The 21,023-nt window shown below is 69.4% G+C and carries 19 protein-coding genes; 1 reads left to right on the top strand and 18 read right to left on the bottom strand.

From position 1 onward, the window contains the following. Positions 1 to 387: 387 nt before the first annotated feature. Both AS97_RS46325 and AS97_RS46320 read right to left on the bottom strand, forming a co-directional pair. Positions 388 to 801, bottom strand: a complete 414-nt coding sequence (locus tag AS97_RS46325; protein WP_210567079.1) for a GNAT family N-acetyltransferase — start codon at positions 799 to 801, stop codon at positions 388 to 390. Beyond that, positions 798 to 1,064 (bottom strand): hypothetical protein, encoded by a 267-nt coding sequence (locus tag AS97_RS46320; RefSeq protein WP_210567078.1) that lies wholly within the window; start codon positions 1,062 to 1,064, stop codon positions 798 to 800. The genes AS97_RS46325 and AS97_RS46320 overlap by 4 nt, the downstream gene beginning before the upstream one ends. 626 nt (positions 1,065 to 1,690) lie before the next feature. Between AS97_RS46320 and AS97_RS46315 the strand changes: the two genes are divergently transcribed. Next, the gene (locus tag AS97_RS46315) at positions 1,691 to 2,323 is read left to right on the top strand and encodes a BlaI/MecI/CopY family transcriptional regulator (RefSeq protein ID WP_210567077.1); all 633 of its coding nucleotides are present in this window, start codon (positions 1,691 to 1,693) and stop codon (positions 2,321 to 2,323) included. 361 nt (positions 2,324 to 2,684) lie between these two features. Here AS97_RS46315 and AS97_RS46310 read toward each other — a convergent pair whose 3' ends face one another. The 16 genes from AS97_RS46310 to AS97_RS46235 are packed head-to-tail and all read right to left on the bottom strand — an operon-like array spanning position 2,685 to position 20,801. Further along, positions 2,685 to 4,253, bottom strand: a complete 1,569-nt coding sequence (locus tag AS97_RS46310; protein WP_210567076.1) for a class I SAM-dependent methyltransferase — start codon at positions 4,251 to 4,253, stop codon at positions 2,685 to 2,687. 34 nt (positions 4,254 to 4,287) lie between these two features. Further along, the gene (locus AS97_RS46305) at positions 4,288 to 5,070 is read right to left on the bottom strand and encodes a hypothetical protein (RefSeq protein ID WP_210567075.1); all 783 of its coding nucleotides are present in this window, start codon (positions 5,068 to 5,070) and stop codon (positions 4,288 to 4,290) included. Between the two features lie 59 nt (positions 5,071 to 5,129). Beyond that, positions 5,130 to 5,618: an NUDIX hydrolase gene (locus tag AS97_RS46300; protein ID WP_210567074.1), complete on the bottom strand. Its 489-nt coding sequence runs from the start codon at positions 5,616 to 5,618 to the stop codon at positions 5,130 to 5,132. Further along, a complete protein-coding gene (locus AS97_RS46295) occupies positions 5,615 to 6,847 on the bottom strand; it encodes a DegT/DnrJ/EryC1/StrS family aminotransferase (RefSeq protein ID WP_247204743.1) in 1,233 nt (410 codons plus the stop codon). Before AS97_RS46295 ends, AS97_RS46300 begins: the two co-directional genes overlap by 4 nt. Further along, a complete protein-coding gene (locus AS97_RS46290) occupies positions 6,847 to 7,794 on the bottom strand; it encodes an NAD(P)-dependent oxidoreductase (protein ID WP_210567073.1) in 948 nt (315 codons plus the stop codon). The genes AS97_RS46295 and AS97_RS46290 overlap by 1 nt, the downstream gene beginning before the upstream one ends. A gap of 45 nt (positions 7,795 to 7,839) precedes the next feature. Further along, positions 7,840 to 9,870 (bottom strand): condensation domain-containing protein, encoded by a 2,031-nt coding sequence (locus tag AS97_RS46285; protein WP_210567072.1) that lies wholly within the window; start codon positions 9,868 to 9,870, stop codon positions 7,840 to 7,842. A 12-nt stretch (positions 9,871 to 9,882) separates the two neighbouring features. Further along, complete coding sequence (locus AS97_RS46280) at positions 9,883 to 10,617, bottom strand: class I SAM-dependent methyltransferase (RefSeq protein WP_210567071.1); 735 nt, start codon at positions 10,615 to 10,617, stop codon at positions 9,883 to 9,885. Further along, positions 10,614 to 10,826, bottom strand: a complete 213-nt coding sequence (locus AS97_RS46275; RefSeq protein ID WP_210567070.1) for an MbtH family NRPS accessory protein — start codon at positions 10,824 to 10,826, stop codon at positions 10,614 to 10,616. Before AS97_RS46275 ends, AS97_RS46280 begins: the two co-directional genes overlap by 4 nt. Further along, on the bottom strand, positions 10,819 to 12,075 hold the full coding sequence (locus tag AS97_RS46270; protein WP_210567069.1) for an MFS transporter: 1,257 nt from the start codon (positions 12,073 to 12,075) through the stop codon (positions 10,819 to 10,821). Before AS97_RS46270 ends, AS97_RS46275 begins: the two co-directional genes overlap by 8 nt. A 46-nt stretch (positions 12,076 to 12,121) precedes the next feature. After that, positions 12,122 to 12,631, bottom strand: coding sequence for a pyridoxamine 5'-phosphate oxidase family protein (locus AS97_RS46265; protein WP_247204742.1), 510 nt, complete (start codon positions 12,629 to 12,631; stop codon positions 12,122 to 12,124). After that, positions 12,628 to 13,893 carry a PLP-dependent aminotransferase family protein gene (locus tag AS97_RS46260; protein ID WP_210567068.1) on the bottom strand — a complete coding sequence of 422 codons (1,266 nt, stop codon included), beginning with the start codon at positions 13,891 to 13,893 and terminating at the stop codon, positions 12,628 to 12,630. The genes AS97_RS46265 and AS97_RS46260 overlap by 4 nt, the downstream gene beginning before the upstream one ends. A gap of 1 nt (position 13,894) precedes the next feature. After that, positions 13,895 to 15,691: a condensation domain-containing protein gene (locus tag AS97_RS46255; protein WP_210567067.1), complete on the bottom strand. Its 1,797-nt coding sequence runs from the start codon at positions 15,689 to 15,691 to the stop codon at positions 13,895 to 13,897. Further along, positions 15,688 to 17,556 carry a non-ribosomal peptide synthetase gene (locus AS97_RS46250; protein WP_210567066.1) on the bottom strand — a complete coding sequence of 623 codons (1,869 nt, stop codon included), beginning with the start codon at positions 17,554 to 17,556 and terminating at the stop codon, positions 15,688 to 15,690. The genes AS97_RS46255 and AS97_RS46250 overlap by 4 nt, the downstream gene beginning before the upstream one ends. 26 nt (positions 17,557 to 17,582) lie before the next feature. Next, entirely contained in the window at positions 17,583 to 18,668 is a 1,086-nt protein-coding gene (locus AS97_RS46245) for an LLM class flavin-dependent oxidoreductase (protein ID WP_210567065.1), read from the bottom strand. 31 nt (positions 18,669 to 18,699) lie between these two features. Continuing rightward, the gene (locus AS97_RS46240; RefSeq protein WP_210567064.1) at positions 18,700 to 19,446 is read right to left on the bottom strand and encodes a class II aldolase/adducin family protein; all 747 of its coding nucleotides are present in this window, start codon (positions 19,444 to 19,446) and stop codon (positions 18,700 to 18,702) included. A gap of 8 nt (positions 19,447 to 19,454) precedes the next feature. Beyond that, entirely contained in the window at positions 19,455 to 20,801 is a 1,347-nt protein-coding gene (locus AS97_RS46235; protein WP_210567063.1) for an SUMF1/EgtB/PvdO family nonheme iron enzyme, read from the bottom strand. Positions 20,802 to 21,023 lie beyond the last annotated feature (222 nt).

Here is a 21,023-nt window from a genome sequence, read left to right as displayed (position 1 = left end):
AAAGGCACTGGAGAGCCCACTGCTGGGAAATCTAGCACGGTGGGTTCGGTGGGGGGCCGTCGGAAAAGGACCTGGTCACAGGCACCTCGCTGGCGGCCTACCCAACCTCCCGCACCGTTCGGGAAGGGGCCGTCGGAAAAGGACCCGCACCACGGGCACCTCGCCGGCGGCCTACTTCACCCTGTGGGGGCCGGAGGGTGAGATCCCCTCCGGCTACCCGGCGCCCCTCCCTTGTGACGTCCGTCCGCAGCTCAGGTGCTGTATGGGTGGGGAGATCCATCGAGCAGGTCCGGGGTCGCCCCCGAGTACGGGGTGGCCGCTTTCAGGGAGCGTCATCAGTGCGGGTGCGCAGTTCCTCGGATGCTGCGGCGTCGTAGCTGAGGCAGGTCATGGTCGGCTGCCTATGGTGACAGGCGGTGCGGTGACGCGGAGGCCGGATCTGGTGTCCTGTACCCGGCCGTCCGGGTGCGTCGGGGCGACAGCTATACGGTGGCCGGTGCCGCCGTCGTCGCATCTGACCGTGGCCCATCCCAGAGCGAGGCGTACTTCCTGGCCTGGCTGGGCCAGGGTGTAGCCGCGGTGTCGCCACCACCGCAGCACGGGGAAGTCGTTCTTCGCCACTTTGGCCAGCAAGACCCCCTGTGCCCCGTGGTCGCGGGCGACCTGCTCTGCCGCCCGCAGCAGGGCGGTGCCAAGGCCGGTGCCCTGCGCGTCCGGGTCGACAGCGAGGAGTTCGACCTCCGTGATCTGTCCGGCCAGCCGCGACTGCGCTGAGGGCCCAGCGTCAGCGTGCGCGTTCACCAGGCGTACGGGGGGGGAAGGAAGTAGACCAACCCGGCGGGAGCCAGTGTGCCGGGCTGTCCGGCCACAAGGAGCCTGCTGGTGCCGTGGGGCACGGACGCTTCACCGTGGGCCGCACACATGGCTTCGGCGAACTCCCGGGCGTCGTACCGGGGATCGGATGTTGTGAGGGCCGCCGGGACCAGGCGGGCGATGACAGCCTCGTCACCGGGACCGGCCTTACGGACCCAGGGCATCTCGTCCCCGTTAGCGGGAACACCCATCGCGGTCACCCGGTCCTGTCCCTGAGACACGAGGCAGGAGCGCATGTTCCAGCGTCCACGGCCCTGGTCACATCTCTCTCCTCTGGTGATGGCTCGCACCATGCTGGCACAGTCCCACGTAGAAGGCGGCGGAACGGGGGGCCGTGGTGGAGGCGTTCGCCCCGGGGAGGACAGAAGGTCCTCTACGCACGCTTCAGGTGTGCAACGTGGCTGTGCCGCCGCCCGAGTCGCGCGAGGGCCTGTCGATGGGGCCCTGGCCTCCAGTGCCGGAGAAGAAGGCATCAGCGGAGCGGGCCAGCTGTGCAGCAGTGAGTGAGCCGGTCACCCCCTGCGTCGGAACCGTCTGCGAGACACCGGTGAACTGCCCCCGTCAGCCTGTCTGGCTCCTCACCGGTATGTCGTCACAGGTGCGCGCTGACCATCATCAGACTTCGGGATGCGCTGCGTCTGGCGTCGCACGGCGGAGCAAAACGCATGCCCTTTCCGTACTATCACTACGACATTGCCGTGCGGGAGTTCCTGCTCCTGCACACGTGGCAGCATGCCCTGACAGCACACGCATGAGATTCGCACACGCCGCGAGCTTCGCCCCGTCGGCCGTGGCACCCGGAAAGGGATGTAAACACATGTCGAAAACCACTGCGCCGCCCACCCAGTTGACCTCGCAGTACAGCACGAAGGTGGCGGATGACCTTGACCTCAACCGCAAGGAACAGGAACGAATCAGCGGTGAAATCGAAGCGTTGAAGGCACAGTTGGTCGCTCTGGAGCAGGACCACACCGTCCTGGTGAACGTCCAGCAGGCCCTCGGGGCGTCGGCAGCACCCGCTGTACCCAAGTCCAGCACAGCAGTGCGCGCACCCCGCAAGAAGAAGACTGCCACGTCGAAGGCCGACAAGCAGCCGCAGGCAAAGAAGTCCGCCACCCCGGCTCCCAAGCAGTCCCGCAAGACGAACACGCCCAAGGCATCCGCCGTACCATCGGCCCAGCCGACTCTCGTCGACTTGGTCCGCGAGCATCTGACAGGCCAGGGCGAGCCTCGCTCCGCAGCCGAAATCACCGCCGAGCTCGACAAGCAGTACCCCAAGCGCAACGTCAAGACCACCGTCGTGCGCACCACGCTCGAAAACCTCGTGGCCAAGAACCAGGCCCAGCGCACCAAGCAGGGCGCGTCTGTCTTCTACACCGCCCCAGAGGCCGCCGGAGCTGCGGCACAGGACAAGTCAGCAGCGCAGCAGGCTGCAGGCTCTGACCGCTGAACCACAGTGACGGTGTCGTCGCCTATCTCGAGCAGACCGGCCGCCTTGCGGTCGGGGCCGATGGCTCCCGGGCCATGTCCTATGGGCAGCCGCGGCCCGGCTGCTGAACAACGGCACCGCACCGACGTGACTGCACCCGGCGGTGGCCAGCCGTTTGGGAGTCCACGGGCGACGCCACGTCGGTGCAGATAGACGGAGACCATTGCATGTGCGCTGGATGTTCAGAGCTACATCGGGCGACTGGGCCCGGCGCATGGGAGAAGTACGCGCGGCTCTGTGGTTCCAGCACGGCTCGCCGGAGATCGCTTCACAGCAGTTTGCTGTGCTCAACGGCTGGCACCACTAGCGACCGGCTCGACGGTTATCGGTGAGAGTGCCCGGCCAGGCACGGAAGCCGCTCGGTGAAGACCATGTCGCACGGCACGAGCCGCTCGGGAAGCCGTCGGGTGAGGAAGGACGTCAGCTCGGTCTTCCTGTCGTGCTCCGCACGGGGCGGGAACATCCGATGACGCGGCGAGGCGCCAAGGTCCTGCCCGGGGTCGGGATCTTGCCACGGGATGGCGAACCGGAAGTGTTCACAGGTGCCGTCTGGCGGCGCGAGCCACAGATCGAACTCGCCGCAATCCGCCCCGGGGGTCCAGCGCAGACGGGGAGTCCAGCCGTACCCTTCGGCTAGGGTGCAGACCTCTTCCGGGTCCAGAGCCACGGCCTCCGCTGAGGCGGGGGCAGAGTGTTCGGGCAGGTAGGTGCGGCGCAGGCGTTGCGCGTCCCTCAGGCGCGCATTGACCAGGGAACGGTAGCCGAACGCGCCGGTTTCGCAGGCAAGTTGATGTGCGAGGACGGGGAGGGTGAGTTTTGTCCCGTCGTGCCAGTCCGGCTCCGTCGCGGGTGCCTCGCAGCCCACGTGGAGCACGGCATCGTAGCGGAAGAGCGTCATCTCGTTGCAGGCGGCGCCGCGCCGCGGTGCCGTCTCCACCGCCGTGATGGCGCCGAGCCGGGCGGGCAGCCCGTGCAGGTAGCCGGGTGACAGGAGCAGTTCGCCGTCGCGGCGCAGTTCGCGGGTGATCTGCCGGGCGATCCACTGGGGCGGGGTGCCGGGCGTGGCACGGCGGTGGTGTTTGATGCACGCGAACTCTTCGAAAAGGTCTTCGTTGCGCAGGTCGCCGAGGAAGATGTGGCCGCCGGGACGCATCACCGGAACGATCCGGTGGAGGACATCTTCCAGGTAACGGGTCGACGGGAAGTACTGGGCGACGGAGTTGAGGACCGCCACGTCGTATCCCCCGTGCAGGGACGGCGGGGCCGGGGTGGTGGCACGAGCCTCATGCACCGCGAGGGACAGCGGCGCCGGGCGCGTGCGTCTCAGCCGTGCGGCGACAGTGGTGAGGACACGTACGGATTCGGGGGAAAGGTCGGTGGCCGTGTACTCCCGCAGCTCCCCCTGGGCTGTCAGGTCGGACATCAACAACCCGGTGCCCGCGCCCATTTCCAGCAGGCAGGTCGGCTCGAATGCCAGGATCCGCGCCACGGTCGTGGCCACCCACTCGGCCATGTCGTCGGCGGGGATGGGGCGTCCGGTGAAGCTGTCCGTCCATCCAGCGGTCAGTTCGGTCTCGGAGGCCGCGCTCCGCTCCGGTTCGGGCCGGTTGCCCGTATCGGCCCCGGTGGTGGTGATGCGGGTGCCGCGGTAGCAGTCGTCGAAGACCGACCGCCAATTGTCGACCGTCTCCGTATCGGGCGGGACAACGCCCCCGGCCACACCGGCGGCATCTCCCTGCGAACTGTGCGCGGGCACGACGTAGGCGGTCAGGCTGCCCCCTGCCGCGAGGCGGACGTCGGCCTGCTCCACGGCTGGATGGGAGCGGAGCTGGTCTCGCACAGTGTCGAGGTCGCCCGACTGGAAGGGCGGGCGTCCGTTGTCATCCGGCATGGGGCGCATCCTTGGGGGCGGGGGCTCAGGGGTCTCAGAACTCTATGTAGCCGACTGTCGCGTCGTCGTGTGCCTTCTCGGCACCGAGGCCGCCGTTGCGGGCAGCGGCGTACTCCGCCTTCCGCACGGAGTCGACCAGCGCCTGTGGCCCCTCGCCTGCCAGCAGGCCGAGCAGTCCCAGCCAGCCGAACAGGGAGAAGACATCGACCGCGCGCGCGGCGCCGTCGGTGAGAAGGGCCGCGCGGGTGACGGCATCCGGGCCGTCCAGCGGGAGAGTTCCGCTTTGCGCATGCTCCGCCGCGGCGGGGTCTGCGGCGGCGATCCAGTAGCCCTCGGGGCGATTGGTGTACGCGCTCTTCACGAGTGCGTACCGTACAGCCCGTTCCTCGGCGCTCTCGCCCGTCAGACTCGCGCTTGTGGTGTCGCTGTTCTGTTCCTGCGTGCGGAGGCGGGAGATGGTGCCCGCGAGGCGGTGGTCGGTCATCGTCCGGACCCCGCCGGGGCTCTCCACGACCAGGGTCGTGTCGCACAGAAGCAGGAAGTCGGCGCGGCCGGGTGAGGCGCGCAGCAGGCACACTGCGGCGGCCGGTGTGGTGGGTCGGCCCAGGTCACAGTGGCCGCCATGGTCCCCGCGTACGACCGCGATGGCTTCGGCGAGCAGGTCGGTCAGGGCACATTGCGGGCTGGTGCCGTGCACGTCGGCGAGGCGGGCGGCGAGGCGGGCGCTGTACCAAGCGGCTCCGTGCTGGCAGCCGGAGACCAGCCCGGGCGGCTGGGTCACCCCGTCCAGGACGCCCATCAAGTTGCCGGCGTGCACGCAGGCGTCCTCGTTGGCGGCCCGGCCGGGTGCGGGGGCCGTGAGGAGCCGGACGGCCCTCATGGCTGTCCCGACCCGGGGTCCCGGCCCGCGGCGGGGCCCGTCCTGTGCAGGAACGCTTCGACGATGGGCAATTCGGGGGCGAGGATGTCCTTAGGGAGCTCGTCGAGGGGGAAGAAGTGCAGCCTCTTGGTCTCCGCCCCGTCCGCAGCCAGCCGGCCGCCCGCGACGCGGGCGGTGTAGGCCGCTGTCACGTTGTAGATCTCGTCGCCGTGCGGGTATCGATAGTAGTAGTCGGCGCCGGAGTAGACGCCGAAGAGTTGCAGGTCGTGGATGTCCAGGCCGGTCTCCTCGCGGACCTCGCGCATCCCTGTCTCCTCGAAGGACTCCCCCGGCTCCATAAGACCGCCGGGCAGCCCCCAGTCTCCGGTGTCGACGCGTTCCACGAGGAGCAGCCTGCCCTGGTCGTCAGTGATGAGCACCGAGGTGCCCGGAAGCAGCAGTGGACGGGAGCCCACCAGTTTCCGCAGGTCCATCACGTAGTTCATGAAGCGCTCACTGTTCCGTCTGCCGCCGCGGCCTCCGCCGTGCCATGGGCGTCTGCGGCGGCGTTGATGATCTGGCTTTGTTCATGGAGCTCGGCGATGGTCTCGCAGATCCTGTCCACGGTGTCCACACCCATGTGACTGTAGAGGGGCAGGGTGAGCAGGGTGCGGGAGAGGCTCTCGGTGGCGTGCAGGGCCGTGGGGCGGCGGGCGAGGGTGCGGTAGACGGTCTGGGTGTGCAGGGGCGGGTCGAAGTATGTGCGGGAGTCGATGTTCTCGGCGTCCAAGGCCGCTGTCAGCCGGCTGCGTGTCAGGCGCAGTCGGCCGGCGTCGATCCGTATTGTGAAGTCCTTGTAGGTGCTGGTGGCGCCATCGGGGACGGTCTGAAAGCCGAGCCCGGGCAGCTGGGCCAGCCGGCTGCGGTAGCGGTCGGCGAGTTCGGTCCGCTGGGCGAGGCGGCCGGGCAGGGCGCGCAGGGCCGCCCTGCCGAGGACGGCGTTGATCTCGGTCATCCGGCCGTTGAGGCCGATCATGCGGGCGTCGTAGTCGCCGGGGTTGCCGTATTCGCGTGCCTGACGGAGGTCGGCTGCGAGGGCGGTGGAGTGGGTGGCGATGAGTCCGCCTTCACCTGCGGGCAGCACCTTGGTCGGGCTGAGGCTGAAGACTTCGGCGATTCCTTTGCTTCCGGCCATGGTTCCGTCCGGGTAGCGGGCGCCGAAGGCGTGTGCCGCGTCCAGAACCAGCGGGATGCCGCGGTCCTCGGTGTGTTCATGGAGGGTGTCCGCGTCGCAGCAAACTCCGAAGGTGTGCACACCGATGACGGTCCCGGTGTCGCCGGTGAGCGCGGCCGCGGCCGATTCGGTGGCCAGGGTGTAGGTGGACGGGTCGCAGTCGGCGAGTACAGGGGTCAGGCCGTGCCATGCGGCGGCATGGCCGGTTGCCATGAAGGTGAAGCTCGGCAGGACTGCGTCCCCGGTCGCCCCCAGAGCGCGCAGGGTCAGCATCAGACCGGTGGTGCAGCTACTGACTGCCACGACGTCGGCCACGCCGAGGAACTGTGCGGCTTCATCTTCGAAGGCCCGTACATGCCTGGAGGAGGTGAGCATCCCCGACTCCAGGACAACGCGGATCTCCGTCATCAGTGCGTCGTCCGTCCGCAAGGTGGGGCGGGTCACCGGTACGCGTTGGCCGAAGCGCGGGACGCCGCCGAGTATGGCGGGGAGGCGGCCCATCAGTTCATCACTGCGGCCATGCCGCCCACACCGGTCGGCCCGTGGCCCGAGCGCAGTTGTCCGACGATCTCGCGTATCCCCGCGGCGACCGTCCACCTCGGCCGGAAACCGAGGCTCTTCTCCAGGCCGTCGAAGTCGACCCGGTAGTCGCGCCGGTCGGAGCCGCCCGGCGTATGCAGCAGCCGGGCCTCGGGCACGGCCTCGCCGACCATGCGGGCCACATCGGCGATGCGATAGTTCTCGCTGGTGACACCGCAGTTGTGGATGAGTTCGGCGCATGTGGCAGTGAGGGAGGCCAGGGCCACTCCTGCAGCGTCGCGTACGTGGAGGAAGGGGCGCCACTGCTCGCCGCCGACGAGATTGATGACGCCGTCCCATGTCGCGTCGGCCGTCATCCGGTTGACCACGAGGTCGAAGCGCATGCGGGGCGACCAGCCGTAGAGCGTGGAGAACCGCAGGATGCGTGCACGCAGTCCGCGGTCGCGGGCGGAGAGCAGGTGATGTTCGGCGAACACCTTCGACTTCGCGTACACGGACTGTGGCGCGAGGGGTGACCAGGTGTGGGCCATGTGGTCGGCGGCTACTCCATAGTTACTGCAGGTCGAGGCGAAAGCGAGCTCGCGGATCTCGTGGCGGTGGCATGCCTCGGCCAGTTTGACGGTGGCCAGGTAGTTGGTCTCCCAAGCGGCGTCGGGGTCGGCGCCGCAGGCCGGGTCGCCGACCACGGCGGCCAGGTGGACGACGTGGTCGACGTGGCGCAGGACCCTGCTCCACTCCTTCGGGGTGCGGATGTCCCCGGCGACCTCGGTGAGGTCGCCCGGCGGGAGGGGGGCCCCGTCGCGTGGCCGGGTGTCGAGGGTGAAGACCCGCCAACCCTGGGCAAGTGCTTGGACGGTCAGCTCCGTGCCGACATAGCCGTTCCCTCCGGTGACCAGCAGCGTCCTCATGTGATCCGGGCCTTTCGAACGGGGCGGGTGGGGTGCGGTGCTCGCTCACCGGCGCAGACGCGCGGCGAGGGTCCGCAGCGGTACGGGGCTGAGCAGTTCCTCGGGGTGCAGGCCCTGATAACCTGCGTGGTCTAGTTCGCGGGCCACCGCGACGGCGGCGGCCGCGCTTCCGCCCGCTGCCGCGTAGGGAATGTCGATGCCCACCTCGGCACCTGGGTGGTATCTGCCGATCGCCGCGCACAGCGCTTCTTCTGCGTCACCGCGCGGAGGGCGGACGGCGGTGGCTGGGGCAGCGGTGCCGTGGGTTTCCCGAGTGTGCCCGGGCAGCGCGTGCCAGGCCGCGAGGTCGTCCGGGCTGTGCGGCGGACGGTCGCAGAGCACGATCCGGTCGGGGGGGATGAGGTCCGCGTGGGCCGCGACCGAGGCCCGCACGTGGTCCAGCAGCGGGACAAGGCCGGGGCGGCGGCGTGTCCCCGCGACGTACGCCTCCAGGCCGACCTGTCCCGGGCGATGCGCGGCGGGGACGGCGAACACCCGCGCCGTGGCGGCGCCGGGGGCGGACCGCAGGCACCCGGTCAGCCGAGGAACGTTGACCCAGCTGTGTCCGGCGAGCTGCCAGGTGGCCGGAAATCGGGTGGGCGGGAAGCCGAGTTCGGCGGTAAGGGCGGCCAACTCCAGGTCGGTGCCGGCCGGGGCCGCGGCCCAGCGCCAGATCAGGGCGGTGACGGCGTGCAGGAGTGTGCCGGTGGTGTGCCGGTCGAGTACGGAACGGTGTGCCAGCAGGGACAGTTCGACGACCGGCCCGTCCAGGAGCACTTCCAGGTGGGCGTCGAGCGCGTCGTCGGTCTTGCCCGGGTTCTTCCACTGCAGTGTCATGTCGGGTGCGGTGTCGGGCTCGATGTACCAGGCCCGGGACAGCACGTCGGAGGCGAAGTAGTTGTATCCGACGCCGATCCGTACGGGGTGGCCCCGTTCGGCTTCCGCCTGGGCCTTGGCATCGCGCATGTCCCAGTAGGAGTGGTGGGCGTGCTCCCATGCGTCCATCGCCGAGTTCTTGACAGCGCGCAGGGCCCGGCTGGCGGTGGTGGCGCCCGACAGGTCGATGCGTACCGGACCGCGCTGGAAGAAGCAGCCCACCACGTGTTCCAGCTCCGGCGGACGGTTGGCGAACGACGACTGGAGGACGAAACGGTTGTGGCCGCAGTGCGCGCCCAGCAGGACAGCGTAGGCGGCCAGATAGACCAGGGACGGCAGCGTGCGATTTCGGCGTGCCAGTGTCTCCACGCTCGCGTGGAGCTGTGCGGAGCGCAGGGCCGCCTTGTGATAGACGGCGGTTGGCTGCCCGGCTCCGGGGCCCGTAAGTGGCTGTCCCGTTCCAGGCTCAGTGACGTCCGGCGGCGCGCCGGTTTGTCTGGTATCCGCCGCGGCAGGGCGGAACCCGGGAAAGGTGGCCCGTGGTGCCTGGCTGAAGCATTCCTGGAGGTAGTCGAGGGCCCGTTTGCGGTGCTCGTGGAGGTCTTCGCTCTGTTCGTGCCTTGCCTGTTCGCTGGGGGTGCGGGCGGCGGGATGCCGCTGGGGGTGCGGCCCGGCGCCGAGCAGGGCCTCGAAGTCGCGCCAAAGCGCTTCGATGCCCGCCCCGTCGGCCGCGATGTGATTGAGCACGATGATCAGACGAAACGGTCGGCCGGCGGAAGTCATCAGAGCGAACCGCACCGGCAGGTCGGTCTCGGGGTCCATGGGGGCCTCGGCGCAGCGGGAGGTGAGCCCGGCCGGGCTCTGTCCCGGCTCCAGGCCCAGTACGGGTACGTCGACGGGCCGCAGCGGATGGACACGTTGTACCGGGCGCCCGTCGTTTCCCTGCGGGAAGGTGGTGCGCAGCGACTCGTGGCCGCGCAGGAGTTCCTGGACGGCCGCGGTGATCTGTTCCCGGGACGCGGATTCCGGGACGGCCCAGGACGTCGCGATCTTCGAGCTGCCTTCGGTCCGCAGGAAGCGGACGTACCAGTAGTTCTCCTGGCCCCAGGCCAGTGGTGCGTCGGAGGCCGTCTGCGTGTGCACGGTGCGGTGTCCGGACATGCAGGTGTCCCCCTACGCGCTCTTGCGGTAGACGGTGACGCACGGGCCGGGGTGGCGGAACTGTTCACCGTTCCAGCCGCTCCAGCGTGCCTCCTTCGTCAGCCCCGCCAGGCGTGCCATGAGGTCCAGTTCGGACGGCCAGGAGTACCGGAAGGACATCGGGAGGAACCGTGTGCCGGTCGAGGTCAGCACGATCTGCTGGCGGTTGAACCGCTGGGCGACGGGGTCGTGCACCGAGGCCAGGAGCACGGTCTGGTCGTCGCCCACGTACATGGTCTCGGTGAGCTGTTCCTGGCCGTAGTGCTCGGCGGTCAGGACGAAGGTCTGCAGGACGAACGCGCCGCCGGGGCGCAGCCGGGCGGTGACGTGCTCGAAGCAGCGCAGCTGGTCCTCCTGGCTTAGCAGCAGGAAGAACGTGTTGAACACGCAGTAGACCAGGCTGAATTCGCAGTCGACGGGCACTTCGGTGAAGTCCGCTTCAACGATGTGGAGTTCGGCGGCACCGGGTTTGGTGCGTAATTGTTCGATCATCTTGGGTGAGGACTCGATGGCGGTCACCGATATCCCGTGGCGGGCCAGCGGGAGCGCGACGCGTCCGGTGCCCACGCCGAGTTCGAGTGCGGGGCCGCCCTGCGCGGCCTTCGCCAGGAAGGCGCTCGCCTCATCCTCGTCGTTGCCGACCGCCCATTCGGTGCTGTCGTAGGCGTCGAGCCGGTCCCAGGAATCGGCGTTGTCGAACTGCTTCATGTGGCTGTCCTTTCTTCTCCTGGTTGCCGGGTGCCGGGCGGCTGCATCGCCGTCCAGGTCCTGTCGATGTAGGACAGGCAGGCGTCCTTGGGCCCGCTGAAGCCTTCGGCCCGCCATCCGCCGGGCATTGGTGTGCCGTTGGCCCGCAGGGAGTACTGGTCCTGTTCGTTGAACACGACGTCGTACACGGTGGCGTTCTCGTCAGGCACCGGGGGCGCCCTTGCTCTTCGAGGTCAGGAGGCCCACCCCGGCGAGCGGGACGAGCAGCAGGGTCAGCAGCCCGGACAGGGCCAGGCCACCGCGGGTGCCGACGTATTCGATCAGCGGGCCGCCCGCTGCCAGGCCAAGGGGCGCGGCGAGTGTGGATCCCGCGACCCACAGCGTCACCACGGGCTGCTGCTCGTCGGGGCGCAGCGCGGACTGTACGAAGCTGTAGACGACCGGGGTGAAGGGGGCCCAGACCAGACCGCCGAGCGCGAAGACCAGCACCGCAGCGACGAGGTTCCCCGAAATCGCGAGCGCCAGCGGGCACAGCGCCCACAGGGCAATGATCGTGATCAGCAGGATGTGTTCGGGCAGTTTGCGTGCGTAGTTGGTGACGACGGCGCCGAGGAGTGCGCCCGCCCCGAAGGCGCCCCACAGCACTCCGAGGCCTGCCCCGTTGGAGTTCAGCGGGCCCTGCACGAGGAGTGGAAGGGCGATCTCCACCGGCATGTAGAAGAAGTTGAAGAAAAAGACGACGGCGAAGAGTCGGGCGGTCTGCGGCCTGCGGCGCAGGATGCGCCACCCGGTCTCGGTGTTCTTGTTCTCCTTAGTCTGCTGTTCTTCCGGGGGCTGGCTCGGTACCCAGAGCAGAACGACGGCGAAGAGCAGCAGAGAGCCGATCGCGTCGAACAGCAGGACCGTGCCGGGCCCCCAGGCCACCACGGCCAGACCGCCGACCGCTGGCCCCACGACGTACAGGGCGAAGTTGCTGTTGACGCCGAGGAGGCCGTTGACGGCGAACAGGTCCTCCTCCCCCACCATCGAGGTGGCCAGAAGCCTGCGCGCGCTGGATCCGACGAGCCGGAACACTGAGCCGAACAGCAGCCCCGCGACGAGGACGGGCAGCGTGAGGTCGCCGTTGGCGGACAGGACCGCGAGCGTGATGAACACGGCGAACCGCAGCAGGCAGTCGGCAAGCAGCAAGACGCGGGGCGGTACGCGCAGCCGTCCCAGCCCCATGCCGAGTGCCAGGGCGGTGGACAGGACGAACGGTGATGTCTCCACGACGGAGATCGCGATGGCCGGTGGCACCGAGCCGTGGATGTCCAGGGTCTGTACGGGCATCGCGACGATGATCATACCAGTGCCCATGTAGGACAGCAGGTCGCCGGTGAGCAGTGCGGCGACGCGGCGGTTGCGCAGCACTTCGCGGTAGGATCGGTTGGCAGGTCCCGTCTCGGTCTTTGTCCCCATGCCTGTTCCTGTCGTGTCTCGTGCCGGTGTGCCGCCGGTGTCCAGCTCACCCACGCGCGCCCGCCTCTCCCGTCGTGACGCCCGGGGGTGTGAACGACAGATCGGCGATCCGCAGGACGTCGGGCACAAGGTGGGCCCACAGGGTACCCCCGCTCTCGGGGGCGTCGCTGGGCGCGAACCGCGGGTCCCACACCCTTTCGTCCGGACCCAGGTAGCGAACCAGTTTGCGTCGCGCCCGGGCGGTGTCGAGCGGCACGATTCGGCCCTGCCCGCCAGCCACCACCTGCTGGGTGACGCCGGTTTCCAACTCGCAGATGTCGACGACGAGTTCGAATGCCGGGTTCTTCGCGAGCCGCCGCGGCAGCTGGGACCAGGAGCCAGTGAGCACCCAGAACGACTCGTCCTCCCACAGGAACCACACCGGGCGCACCGTCGGGCCGTCCGTGGCCAACCGGGCCACCAGCGGCCTGGCCAGGAAGCGGTCCACGTCGAAAGGGGCGTTCGTGAGCGGCCCGAAAGTGCCGTTCCGGCGGACTGCCTTGAGGGTCTTCTTCACCGGGCCGCCCCACTGCCCGGGGTGCTGCTCGCCGGGCTGCGGTCCGCCGCCGCGCTCCAGGTGGTGTGCAGACGTCCGGCGGCGCGTGTGAGGTCGCCCGTGGAGCAGCCGGAGAACGAGAGCCGCAGCGTCGCCTGGTCAGGGTCGGCTGCGTAGAACTCGGCACCGGGAACGTAGGACACTCGGTGGCGGAGCGCGTCGGCCAGCAGGTCAGCGGCGTGGGTGCGGTCGGCGAAGCGGGCCCAGATGAAGAATCCGCCCTCGGGCACCTCGAATTGCAGTCTGTCGCCGAACTCCCGGCGCAGGGCCAGGGCGAGCGCGTCGCGGCGCGCGACGTACAGAGTGCGGGCCGCGGCGCTCTGGTCCTCCACGAAGCCGGGGCGGGTGACCAGCTCCAGCACGATGCGCTCGATGAACCCCGAGTTGCCGAGGTCCGATGCCTGTTTGAGAAGGCCGAGCACCGGGGCCAGTTGTGCGGGTGCGGTGAGGTATCCGAGCCGGGCGGCGGGGAAGAGGACTTTGGAGAAGCTGCCGAGGCGGATCACCCGGTCGGAGAGGGACGCTATCGAGGGAAGGGGCGCCGTGGTCCCTTCCGTGTCGTAGCGGAGCTCGCCGTAGGGGTCGTCCTCCACGATGACAAAACCGTACCGGTCGGCGAGGTCGGCCAGCCGCCTGCGCTGCACCAGCGTGAGCCGGGCGCCGGTGGGGTTCGCGAAGTCCGGCACGGTGTACACCAGACGTGGCCGTAGCCCCTGCTCCAGCGCGTCGGCGAGAGCGGCGAGTTCGGGGTCAAAGGCCAGCGGGACCGAGGCGAGCTCCGCCTCGAACAGCCGGAAGACCTGGAGTGCCCCGACGTACGAGGGCCGGTCGACGACCACCGTGTCCCCGGGGTTCAGCAGGGCCTTGCAGACGAGGTCCAGGGCCTGCTGTGAGCCGTGCGCCAGGATCGTGTGCTCGGGTCTGGGCAGTGCGCTCAGCCGTGCCCCGACGTGGGTGGCGATCCACTCGCGCAGCTGCGGCAGTCCGGCGGTGTCGCCATACTGGAGGATGTCGGCGTGCTCACGCAGCAGCCGACTCGACACCTCTTCGACGGCTGCGGCGGGGAACAGTTCGTGTGCGGGGCTGCCCGCGGCGAGGGAGATGATCCCGGGCGCCTCGGCGAGCCGCAGGACGGTGCCGATGGCCGAGGACCTGAGCTGCGTGGTCCGGGTAGCGAGGGGCAGTGCTGCGCCGGTGCCGAAGGTCGCCGAGGGATCGGGCATGTCAGGCCCCTTTCATCGCGGTGGTGGGGGCCAGTTCCACCTGGGCCAGGAACTCACCGAAGGATTCCGTGTCGAGCACGGTGCGCAGGGAGATGTCGCGCCCCAGCGCGGCACTCAGTTTCGTCGCGATCCTGGCCGCGTCGAGGGACCGGCCACCGAGCTCGAAGAAGTCGTCCTCGTCGTCGAGTTCGTCGGTTTCATCGAGGCCGAGGGCCTCGCGCCACACCTGCTCGGCCGCTGCCCGGACCCCGGACGTGACGGTTGCGGCGCCGGGGAGTTCTGTCCCGGGCCGGATGGCCTGCTCGGCCGCTGCCCGGGTCGGGAGAGCCAGGGGTGCGAGGGCGGGCAGCAGGTCGTAAGGGGTGTCGGCGGCCTCGGCGAGGTGCTCGGCCACAGCGAGGATCGCGTCGGCGATGTCGTTCGCCGTCTCGGGCGTGAGCCGGCCGGGATCGTATTCGAGCCGGACGAGCAACTGGTCCTGCGATTCGTTCCAGGAGGCCAGCAGGGCGCAGCGTGGACTGCGGCTGGGCAGCCAGTGGGCCTGCCAGGTCAGGCCGGTCGCATCGCGGACGGGTTCCGGGAAGGCGGTGTAGTTGCACAGGACGTCGGCGAACGGGGCGGTGCCGACGGTGCGGGCCGGTGCAGCGGCCGCCACGATGTCTTCCAGGGGCACCGCGCGGTGGGCCCATGCCCGCACACAACTGTGGCGTACTTCTTCCAGGAACGCCCGCCGCGAGCTGCCCGGCGGCGGGGTGACCAGGACGGGCACGGTGTTGGTCAGGTAGCCGATGAGCCGTTCGGCGTCCGGCGGTCGTACCGACATGGGAGCCGCTACGAGGACGGGGAGGGGCGCGGGTCCGGGGCGCAGGGCGGCGGTGAGACAGGCGATCCCCATCATGAACATGGTGCAGCCCGCTTCGGCGGCCCGGGCCCGAAGGCGTTCGGCGGTCGGGGCGGGGATGGTGCGCCGTACGACGCCGCTGCGGCGGGGGGCGGCGGGTGCCGCCTCTGCGGTGTCGCCGGGGCCGGTCGTCGCGGGGAGGACGGTCACAGGGGCGTCGCGCAGCAACCGCGCCCATTGATCCAGGGAGGTTTGGTAGTCGGCGTCACTCTCCCGGCCGCGTTCGGCCAGCGTCAGGTCCGTGTAGTCCGGCCCCGTGCGGTCCGTGGTGTCCCTACGGCCGGTGGTCTGTGCCTCGTACGCGGCGGTGAGTTCCGCCAGCAGCACTCCCATGGACGCGCCGTCCCAGATGAGGTGGTGGACGACGAGGACGAGGGTGGCGCGGGTGGGTGAGACACGGTAGAGGCGGGCCCGCAGTAGTGGTGCACGGCCCAGGTCAAACGGCTCGAGCATCCCGTCGTGTTCCAGGTGGGCCTGGAGGGTGTGCGGGTCGTCGGGGTCCCCCGGGTGGGTGCTCTCCTGGAGCGGGACGGTTACCGTGGCGGGCGGGTGGACCAGTTGTACGGGGCCGGAGCGGCCGGTGACGCAGGCAGTGCGCAGCGCGGCCTGGCCGTCGACCACAGTGGCGAGCGCCGAGCGCAGGGCGGCGGTGTCGTACGGTCCGTCGAGCTGGATCGCCACGGTCTCCGCGTAGGCGGCGGTCTTCGGGGCGATCTGTTCCAGGAACCACAGTCCGCGCTGGCCGCTGGAAGGCGGCACGATCCGTGGGGCGCGGGTGGTGCCTGCCAGGGTGTCGGGCTGGCCAAGGCGTTCGGCGAGTTCCTGGCGCCGGCTCTTGCCGTCGGCGCGGCGGTCCTTCCCATCGGCTCTGTGGGGGTGCGAGGCCTCTGTGGTCACGTTTCCTCCATCCGGTCCATGACCGCCAGCAGGTCCTCCACCTCGTCGTCGCTGAGGGTAGCAACCCAGTCGGTTCGGCTGTCGGCGGCTTCCGGGCCGGTGGCGCGCTCGACGGGCGGCGGGGGCGGCAGGGGGCCGTCGTGGGGGAAGAGGGCGGTGGCGATGCGGCGCGGGGTTCGTTCCTCGAAGAGCGTTGCGGCAGGGGCCAGTACGGCGTACCGCTGTTCGATGCGGGCTTTGAGACGGGCGACTCCCAGGGAGTCGCCGCCGAGGGCGAAGAAGTCGTCGTCGCGGCCGACTTGGCGGACGCTCAGGATCGCGGCGAATGCCTCGGCGACGGTCTCCTCCGCGGGACCCAGCGGTGGGGCGTAGCGGTCGGTAAGTGTGTTGTCCGCTGTGGGTCGGGGAAGTGCGTTGCGGTCGGTCTTGCCGCTGAGCAGGACGGGAAGCGCAGGTAGTTCAACGAGGACAGTGGGCACGGCCGCCGCATGCAGCCGGCCCGCGAGGAAGGCACGCAGGTCATGGGCGTGGAGGTCGGTCCCGTCCTGGCGCACCACGTATCCGGTGACGCCGTCGGGGCGGACGAGGACGGCTGCCGCAGTGACACTGGGGTGGGCGAGCAGCACCGACTCGACCTCGGCGGGGTTGAGGCGTACGCCACGGGCCTTGGATTGGCCGTCGCCCCGGCCGACGTATCCGAGGGATCCGTCCGCTGTACGGCGTACGACATCTCCGGTGCGGTACATGCGGTGTCCGGCGCCCCGGAAGGGGTCGGACACGAAGTGTTCCGCGGTCAGTCCGGGGCGGCCCAGATATCCGTGGGCGAGCCCGGTGCCGCCGATGTACAGCTCGCCCGTCTCGCCGTCGGGGACCGGGCGCAGGTCCGCGTCGAGGACGTGGGCGGACGTCTCGCGGATGGTCGTGCCGATCGGTGGCAGGCCCTCGGGCCGTGCGCCCGGAGCGTCGTGGGGGGTGAGGGGGGCGACCAGACGGACCCCGGAGGTCTCCGTGACGCCGTAGGAGTTGACGACCTCGAAGGGGAGCCCTTCGGGCCAGGACCTCAGCTGTTCCCCACCGGTGATCAGGACCCGCAGAGCGGTGTCCCTGGGCCAGGCGAGCGCCATCAGCCGCTCGCCGAGGCCGGTCACCACCACGCTCCAGGTCACGCCGTTCTCGCACAGCCATCGCTGGACGGCCGGAGCGTCCCATTCGGTGCCTTCTTCAGCGACGGCGACGCAGGCCCCGGCGGTCAGCGGTGACCACAGTTCCCAGCGAGTGATGGCGAAGCCGGGAGAGGACAGCCAGCTGCCCACGGTGCCGGGGCCGAAGTCGTAGGTCTCGGCGGTCCACAGTGCTTCATTGACGATGCCGGAGTGCGGGATCGCGACGGCTTTCGGCTCGCCGCTGGAGCCGGAGGTGAAGAACACGTAGGCGATGCGGTCTGCCGGTGCGGAGCCGGCCGCCCAGGTGTGCGGGTCGCCAGGTGCCGGGGTGGTGGAGACCTCTAGGCCGGGGCCGACCGTGATCCGCGCCCCGGAGAGCGCCATCAGCCGCTCGGCGCGCTGTGCGGGCAGCAGCGGGTCGACCGGGACACAGCTGCCGCCCTGCTTCCAGATGGCCAGGGTTGCCACGACATGGGCGCAGGAGCGGGGCAGTGTGAGGGCAACCGGTACCCCTGGTCCGGCTCCGGCGTCCGCGAGTGCGCGGGCGAGGCCGTCGGCTTGGGTGTTGAGCTGCCCGTAGGTGACGAAGGTGTCGGGGCCGCGCAGGGCGACGGTGTCCGGCCGGGTGCGGGCCAGCTGCTCGACCAGGCCGTGGGTCGTGGCAGCCTGGGCCCGGTCTCCCGGGGTGTGGTGCGTTGTCACTGGATCACCGTCATCGTCATTCGGGGTCAGAGAAGGCCGGCTTCTTCGGGGCCGAGCTGCGCGAGGTCGGGCAGGATCTTCTCGCCGAGTAGCCGTACGGTCCGCAGGGCCTCCGCGTGAGTGACGGATCCGAAGCGGCACTGAAGGCTGATCTCCGCACCGGGGTAGAGGTCGTGGATGCGGCGCAGCGTCGCTCCAGCCTCCGAGACTCCACCGACGATGATGTTGTCGGCGGCCGTCAGGGAGGCGACCGTGGTCGTGCGCGCGGCGTCCTCCATGCGTTCGTAGCCCGGGTACTGCCGGGAGGTGATGCCGCGCCAGCTGCCGTATGCCTCAAGTTGCTTGCCCCGGTAGGCCTCGTAGTGCTGGCCGGCCCGGTCGACGGCCTCCGCGTGGCTGTCGGCGACATAGCAGTGGTAGCTGACGTGCAACCGGTGGGAGCGGGTGTGGCCGTGGTCGGTCCGGGCCTTCCTGTAGGTCTCCAGGAGCCCGGAGAGCTTCTCGTGGCTCGCCACTATGGGGATGATCATGAGGTGGTGGCCATGCTCTCCGGCCCAGCTGAACGTCTCGGGCGAGGAGGTCGCCGCGATGAAAATGGGCACCGCGGGCTGCTGTACGGGGCGGGGCAGCATCCGGGGCAGGGGGCCGAAGCGGTGGAAACGGCCCTGCCAGCGGAAGTTCTCGTCGCTCCACAGCCGCCTGATCGCCTCGACGTTCTCCTCCAGCAGGGCGCGGCTGTCGGCCAGGGCCACGCCGAACGCCTCGAATTCCGACGGCAGGAAGGCACGGCCGAATCCGGCGTCGAGCCGGCCGTGGGAGAGGTTGTCCAGGACCGCGAGTGAGGACGCTAGCTTTACGGGGTGGTTGAACGCCGGGGTCACGGCGCCGGTGACCAGGCGGACCCGGCGGGTGGCCCGCGCCACGGCGGACAGGAGAGCCACCGGGTCCGGGCTGTAGCCGCCCCACTCGTGGAAGTGGTGTTCGACCATCTTTACGTGGCTGAAGGCGAGTTCGTCGGCGACGGCGCTCAGCTCGATGCACTCGTCGTAGAACTGGTGGGCCGCCACCTCGTCGGGTCCGACGGTCGGCAGGAAGTTGATCCCCAGCTTCATAGAGACGTCCTCTTCCGGTGCGGTACGCGGCTCATCGGCGTCGGCATGTCGTCTCGTACAGATTGCGGTACTGTTTGTCCGCGAATTCCAGTTTCGCCAGTGCCTGCCCCGTGTCGACGGCGACATCGTGCGGGATCAGCCGGGGGGCGGAGGCTGCGGCCTCGGCCATCAGCTGGGACTGGGCTGCTCGTTCCATGACGACGAACAGCCAGATCGCTTCGCCGATGCTGCGGCCGCCGGTGAGGAAGCCGTGGTTCTGCATGATGACGGCGGTGCCGTCCGCCATCGCCTTGACGACCTCCTTGCCCTCTTGGCGGGCGTTTACCAGTCCCATGAACTGGCCGTAGAGGCCGTGCCGTTGGTAGAGGACACAGGCGTCCTGGGTGATCGGGTCGAGTTTCCGGCCGAGTGATGACCAGGTCTTGCCGTACATCGAGTGGGTGTGGGCGAAAGCCACCAGATCCGGGCGGCTGCGGTGCAGTTCGCCGTGGAGCGGGTCCACCGAGGGGTTGAGGTCGCCGGTGCCCTCCAGGACGGTGCCCTGGGCGCCAACCAGCAGCAGGTTGTCCGGGGTGACGTGATGGAAGTCCATGCCGAAGGGGTTGACCCAGTACGCGTCGAGGTCTTCCGGGTCCCGCACGCTGACATGTCCGGCGATGCCTTCGCTGTAGCCGAGTTCGGCGAGCAGGTGGACGGCCTCGGTCAGGGAACGCCGCACCTCCTCGCGTCCCGGTGCGGTGCCGGGCCGGGTCGCTGCCGGGGCGGACGGTGCAGACATCGGTGACCTCACTTGGTGGGGGCGTCGTAGACGCAGCGGAATCCAACCTCGTTGTGTCGGTCGGTCAGCAGATCCTTGCCGCGGTAGAACGTGGACAGACAGACCGGCGGTGATGTCCACGTCCCGCCCCGCAGCACGTGGAAAGCCTCGGGCCGGTTCATGAACTCCTGGCCGCTTCTGCCTTTGAAGTAGGGGGCCATGTCCTCGCGTGTGAAGAAATTCGTGCGGGTCAGTTCCCAGACGTTCCCCGCCATATTGAGCAGGCCGTACGGGCTGGCGCCGGACGGATGGGAATCGGCGGGCACCACCGGATTCTCGGGCCAGTCGACCGTGGTGGAGACAAGAAGTTCTTCGAGGCCGGCGAGGTCTTGGATGTCGTCGCGGCCGTATGCGGTGAAAACACTCCGGGCTTTTGAGTTATCCCAGGCGTCACCCCAGGGATAGATACGTCCGTCGGTGCCGCGCGCCGCCTTTTCCCATTCGTTTTCGGACGGAAGTCGCCCGCCAGCCCACTTGGCGAACGCATAGGCGTCGTACCAGTCGACTCCGACAATGGGAAGCTTCGGGTCGTTGAACCGCCGATCGTGCCAGTGCGCCGGCGTGTAGTCTTTACCGTCGGGCTCGTCCGGATGCCCGAATTCGTGTGATCCTGTCGTCGCTTCAAGGAATTCAGCGTAACGCTGATTCGTCACACAGGTCCGGTCGATGAAGTAGGCAGGGAGTTCTTCCACACGCAGGGGGTTATCGGTGTTGTCCATCTGGAACGGGCCGATCTCCTGTACTCGGGCCCCGGCTATGAAGGGACCGGCCGGGACCAGTACCGCGTCCCGCAGGTCGGGCTCGCGCCGTGCGGCGGCGACCTGGGCGTGCAGGGAGGCGAAGTGCTCGTTCTCCAGGTTGCGCAGCTCATCCGGGTCGGTGGAGCCGAAGAACCGCAGCAGTGCATCCTTGGTGAAAGCCGCCCCGCAGCCCACCGGCTTGCGCGCGTAGGCGGGCTTGGTGAAGTTGCTCGGCCATCCGGAGATCCGGATCATATGCGGTACGGCCTCGGCGATGCGGCGTTGACCTGCCACTTTGATCGCGGTGAAGGCAACCCAGTCCACGTCGTCGTGGATCGCCTCGCTGATCGCCTCGCGTGCTTGCGGGACGTCGGAGAATCTGGCGCCGAGGGTCTCGACGGCGAGCCGCCGCACGTTCCAGTCCGGGTGCCGGACCGCCCAGGTGCTCAGGTCCGGCAGGGAGAGGTCGGCATCGGCCGCGTCGGCCAGCGCCTTCTCGATCCGCTCGATCCGGTCGCGGTACTCCTGGCCGGCGAGTCCGCCCAAGGACGTTTCGTTCGCGAGGTCTTGCAGCATGTCCCTCCCCTGTCTCGGTGTCCTGGACCGACGGGATGCCGGGTGAACTCATCGGCTGGGCAGCTCCCCCGGCATCCCGCTATCTGCCGGCTTCGACGATTACCACTTCGTCGCGGCCTCTCCCGCCTCGCGGGACGCCAGGAAGTCTTCGGCGGTCATATCGAGTCACCTCCTTCTGGGAACATAGGGGGCACTACCAACCAGCCGTGGACGCACCACGGC

The sequence above is a fragment of the Streptomyces sp. AgN23 genome (genome assembly GCF_001598115.1).
Taxonomy (GTDB): domain Bacteria; phylum Actinomycetota; class Actinomycetes; order Streptomycetales; family Streptomycetaceae; genus Streptomyces; species Streptomyces antimycoticus.
The sequence above is the reverse complement of the archived record's forward strand: the minus strand, read 5'-3'. Positions and strand labels throughout refer to the sequence as shown.

Coding starts and splice junctions, on each gene's coding strand:
- AS97_RS46320 (WP_210567078.1), bottom strand. CDS start 1,064: ATGGGTGTTCCCGCTAACGGGGACGAGATGCCCTGGGTCCGTAAGGCC.
- AS97_RS46315 (WP_210567077.1), top strand. CDS start 1,691: ATGTCGAAAACCACTGCGCCGCCCACCCAGTTGACCTCGCAGTACAGC.
- AS97_RS46310 (WP_210567076.1), bottom strand. CDS start 4,253: ATGCCGGATGACAACGGACGCCCGCCCTTCCAGTCGGGCGACCTCGAC.
- AS97_RS46300 (WP_210567074.1), bottom strand. CDS start 5,618: ATGAACTACGTGATGGACCTGCGGAAACTGGTGGGCTCCCGTCCACTG.
- AS97_RS46295 (WP_247204743.1), bottom strand. CDS start 6,847: ATGGGCCGCCTCCCCGCCATACTCGGCGGCGTCCCGCGCTTCGGCCAA.
- AS97_RS46290 (WP_210567073.1), bottom strand. CDS start 7,794: ATGAGGACGCTGCTGGTCACCGGAGGGAACGGCTATGTCGGCACGGAG.
- AS97_RS46285 (WP_210567072.1), bottom strand. CDS start 9,870: ATGTCCGGACACCGCACCGTGCACACGCAGACGGCCTCCGACGCACCA.
- AS97_RS46280 (WP_210567071.1), bottom strand. CDS start 10,617: ATGAAGCAGTTCGACAACGCCGATTCCTGGGACCGGCTCGACGCCTAC.
- AS97_RS46270 (WP_210567069.1), bottom strand. CDS start 12,075: ATGGGGACAAAGACCGAGACGGGACCTGCCAACCGATCCTACCGCGAA.
- AS97_RS46260 (WP_210567068.1), bottom strand. CDS start 13,893: ATGCCCGATCCCTCGGCGACCTTCGGCACCGGCGCAGCACTGCCCCTC.
- AS97_RS46245 (WP_210567065.1), bottom strand. CDS start 18,668: ATGAAGCTGGGGATCAACTTCCTGCCGACCGTCGGACCCGACGAGGTG.
- AS97_RS46240 (WP_210567064.1), bottom strand. CDS start 19,446: ATGTCTGCACCGTCCGCCCCGGCAGCGACCCGGCCCGGCACCGCACCG.
- AS97_RS46235 (WP_210567063.1), bottom strand. CDS start 20,801: ATGCTGCAAGACCTCGCGAACGAAACGTCCTTGGGCGGACTCGCCGGC.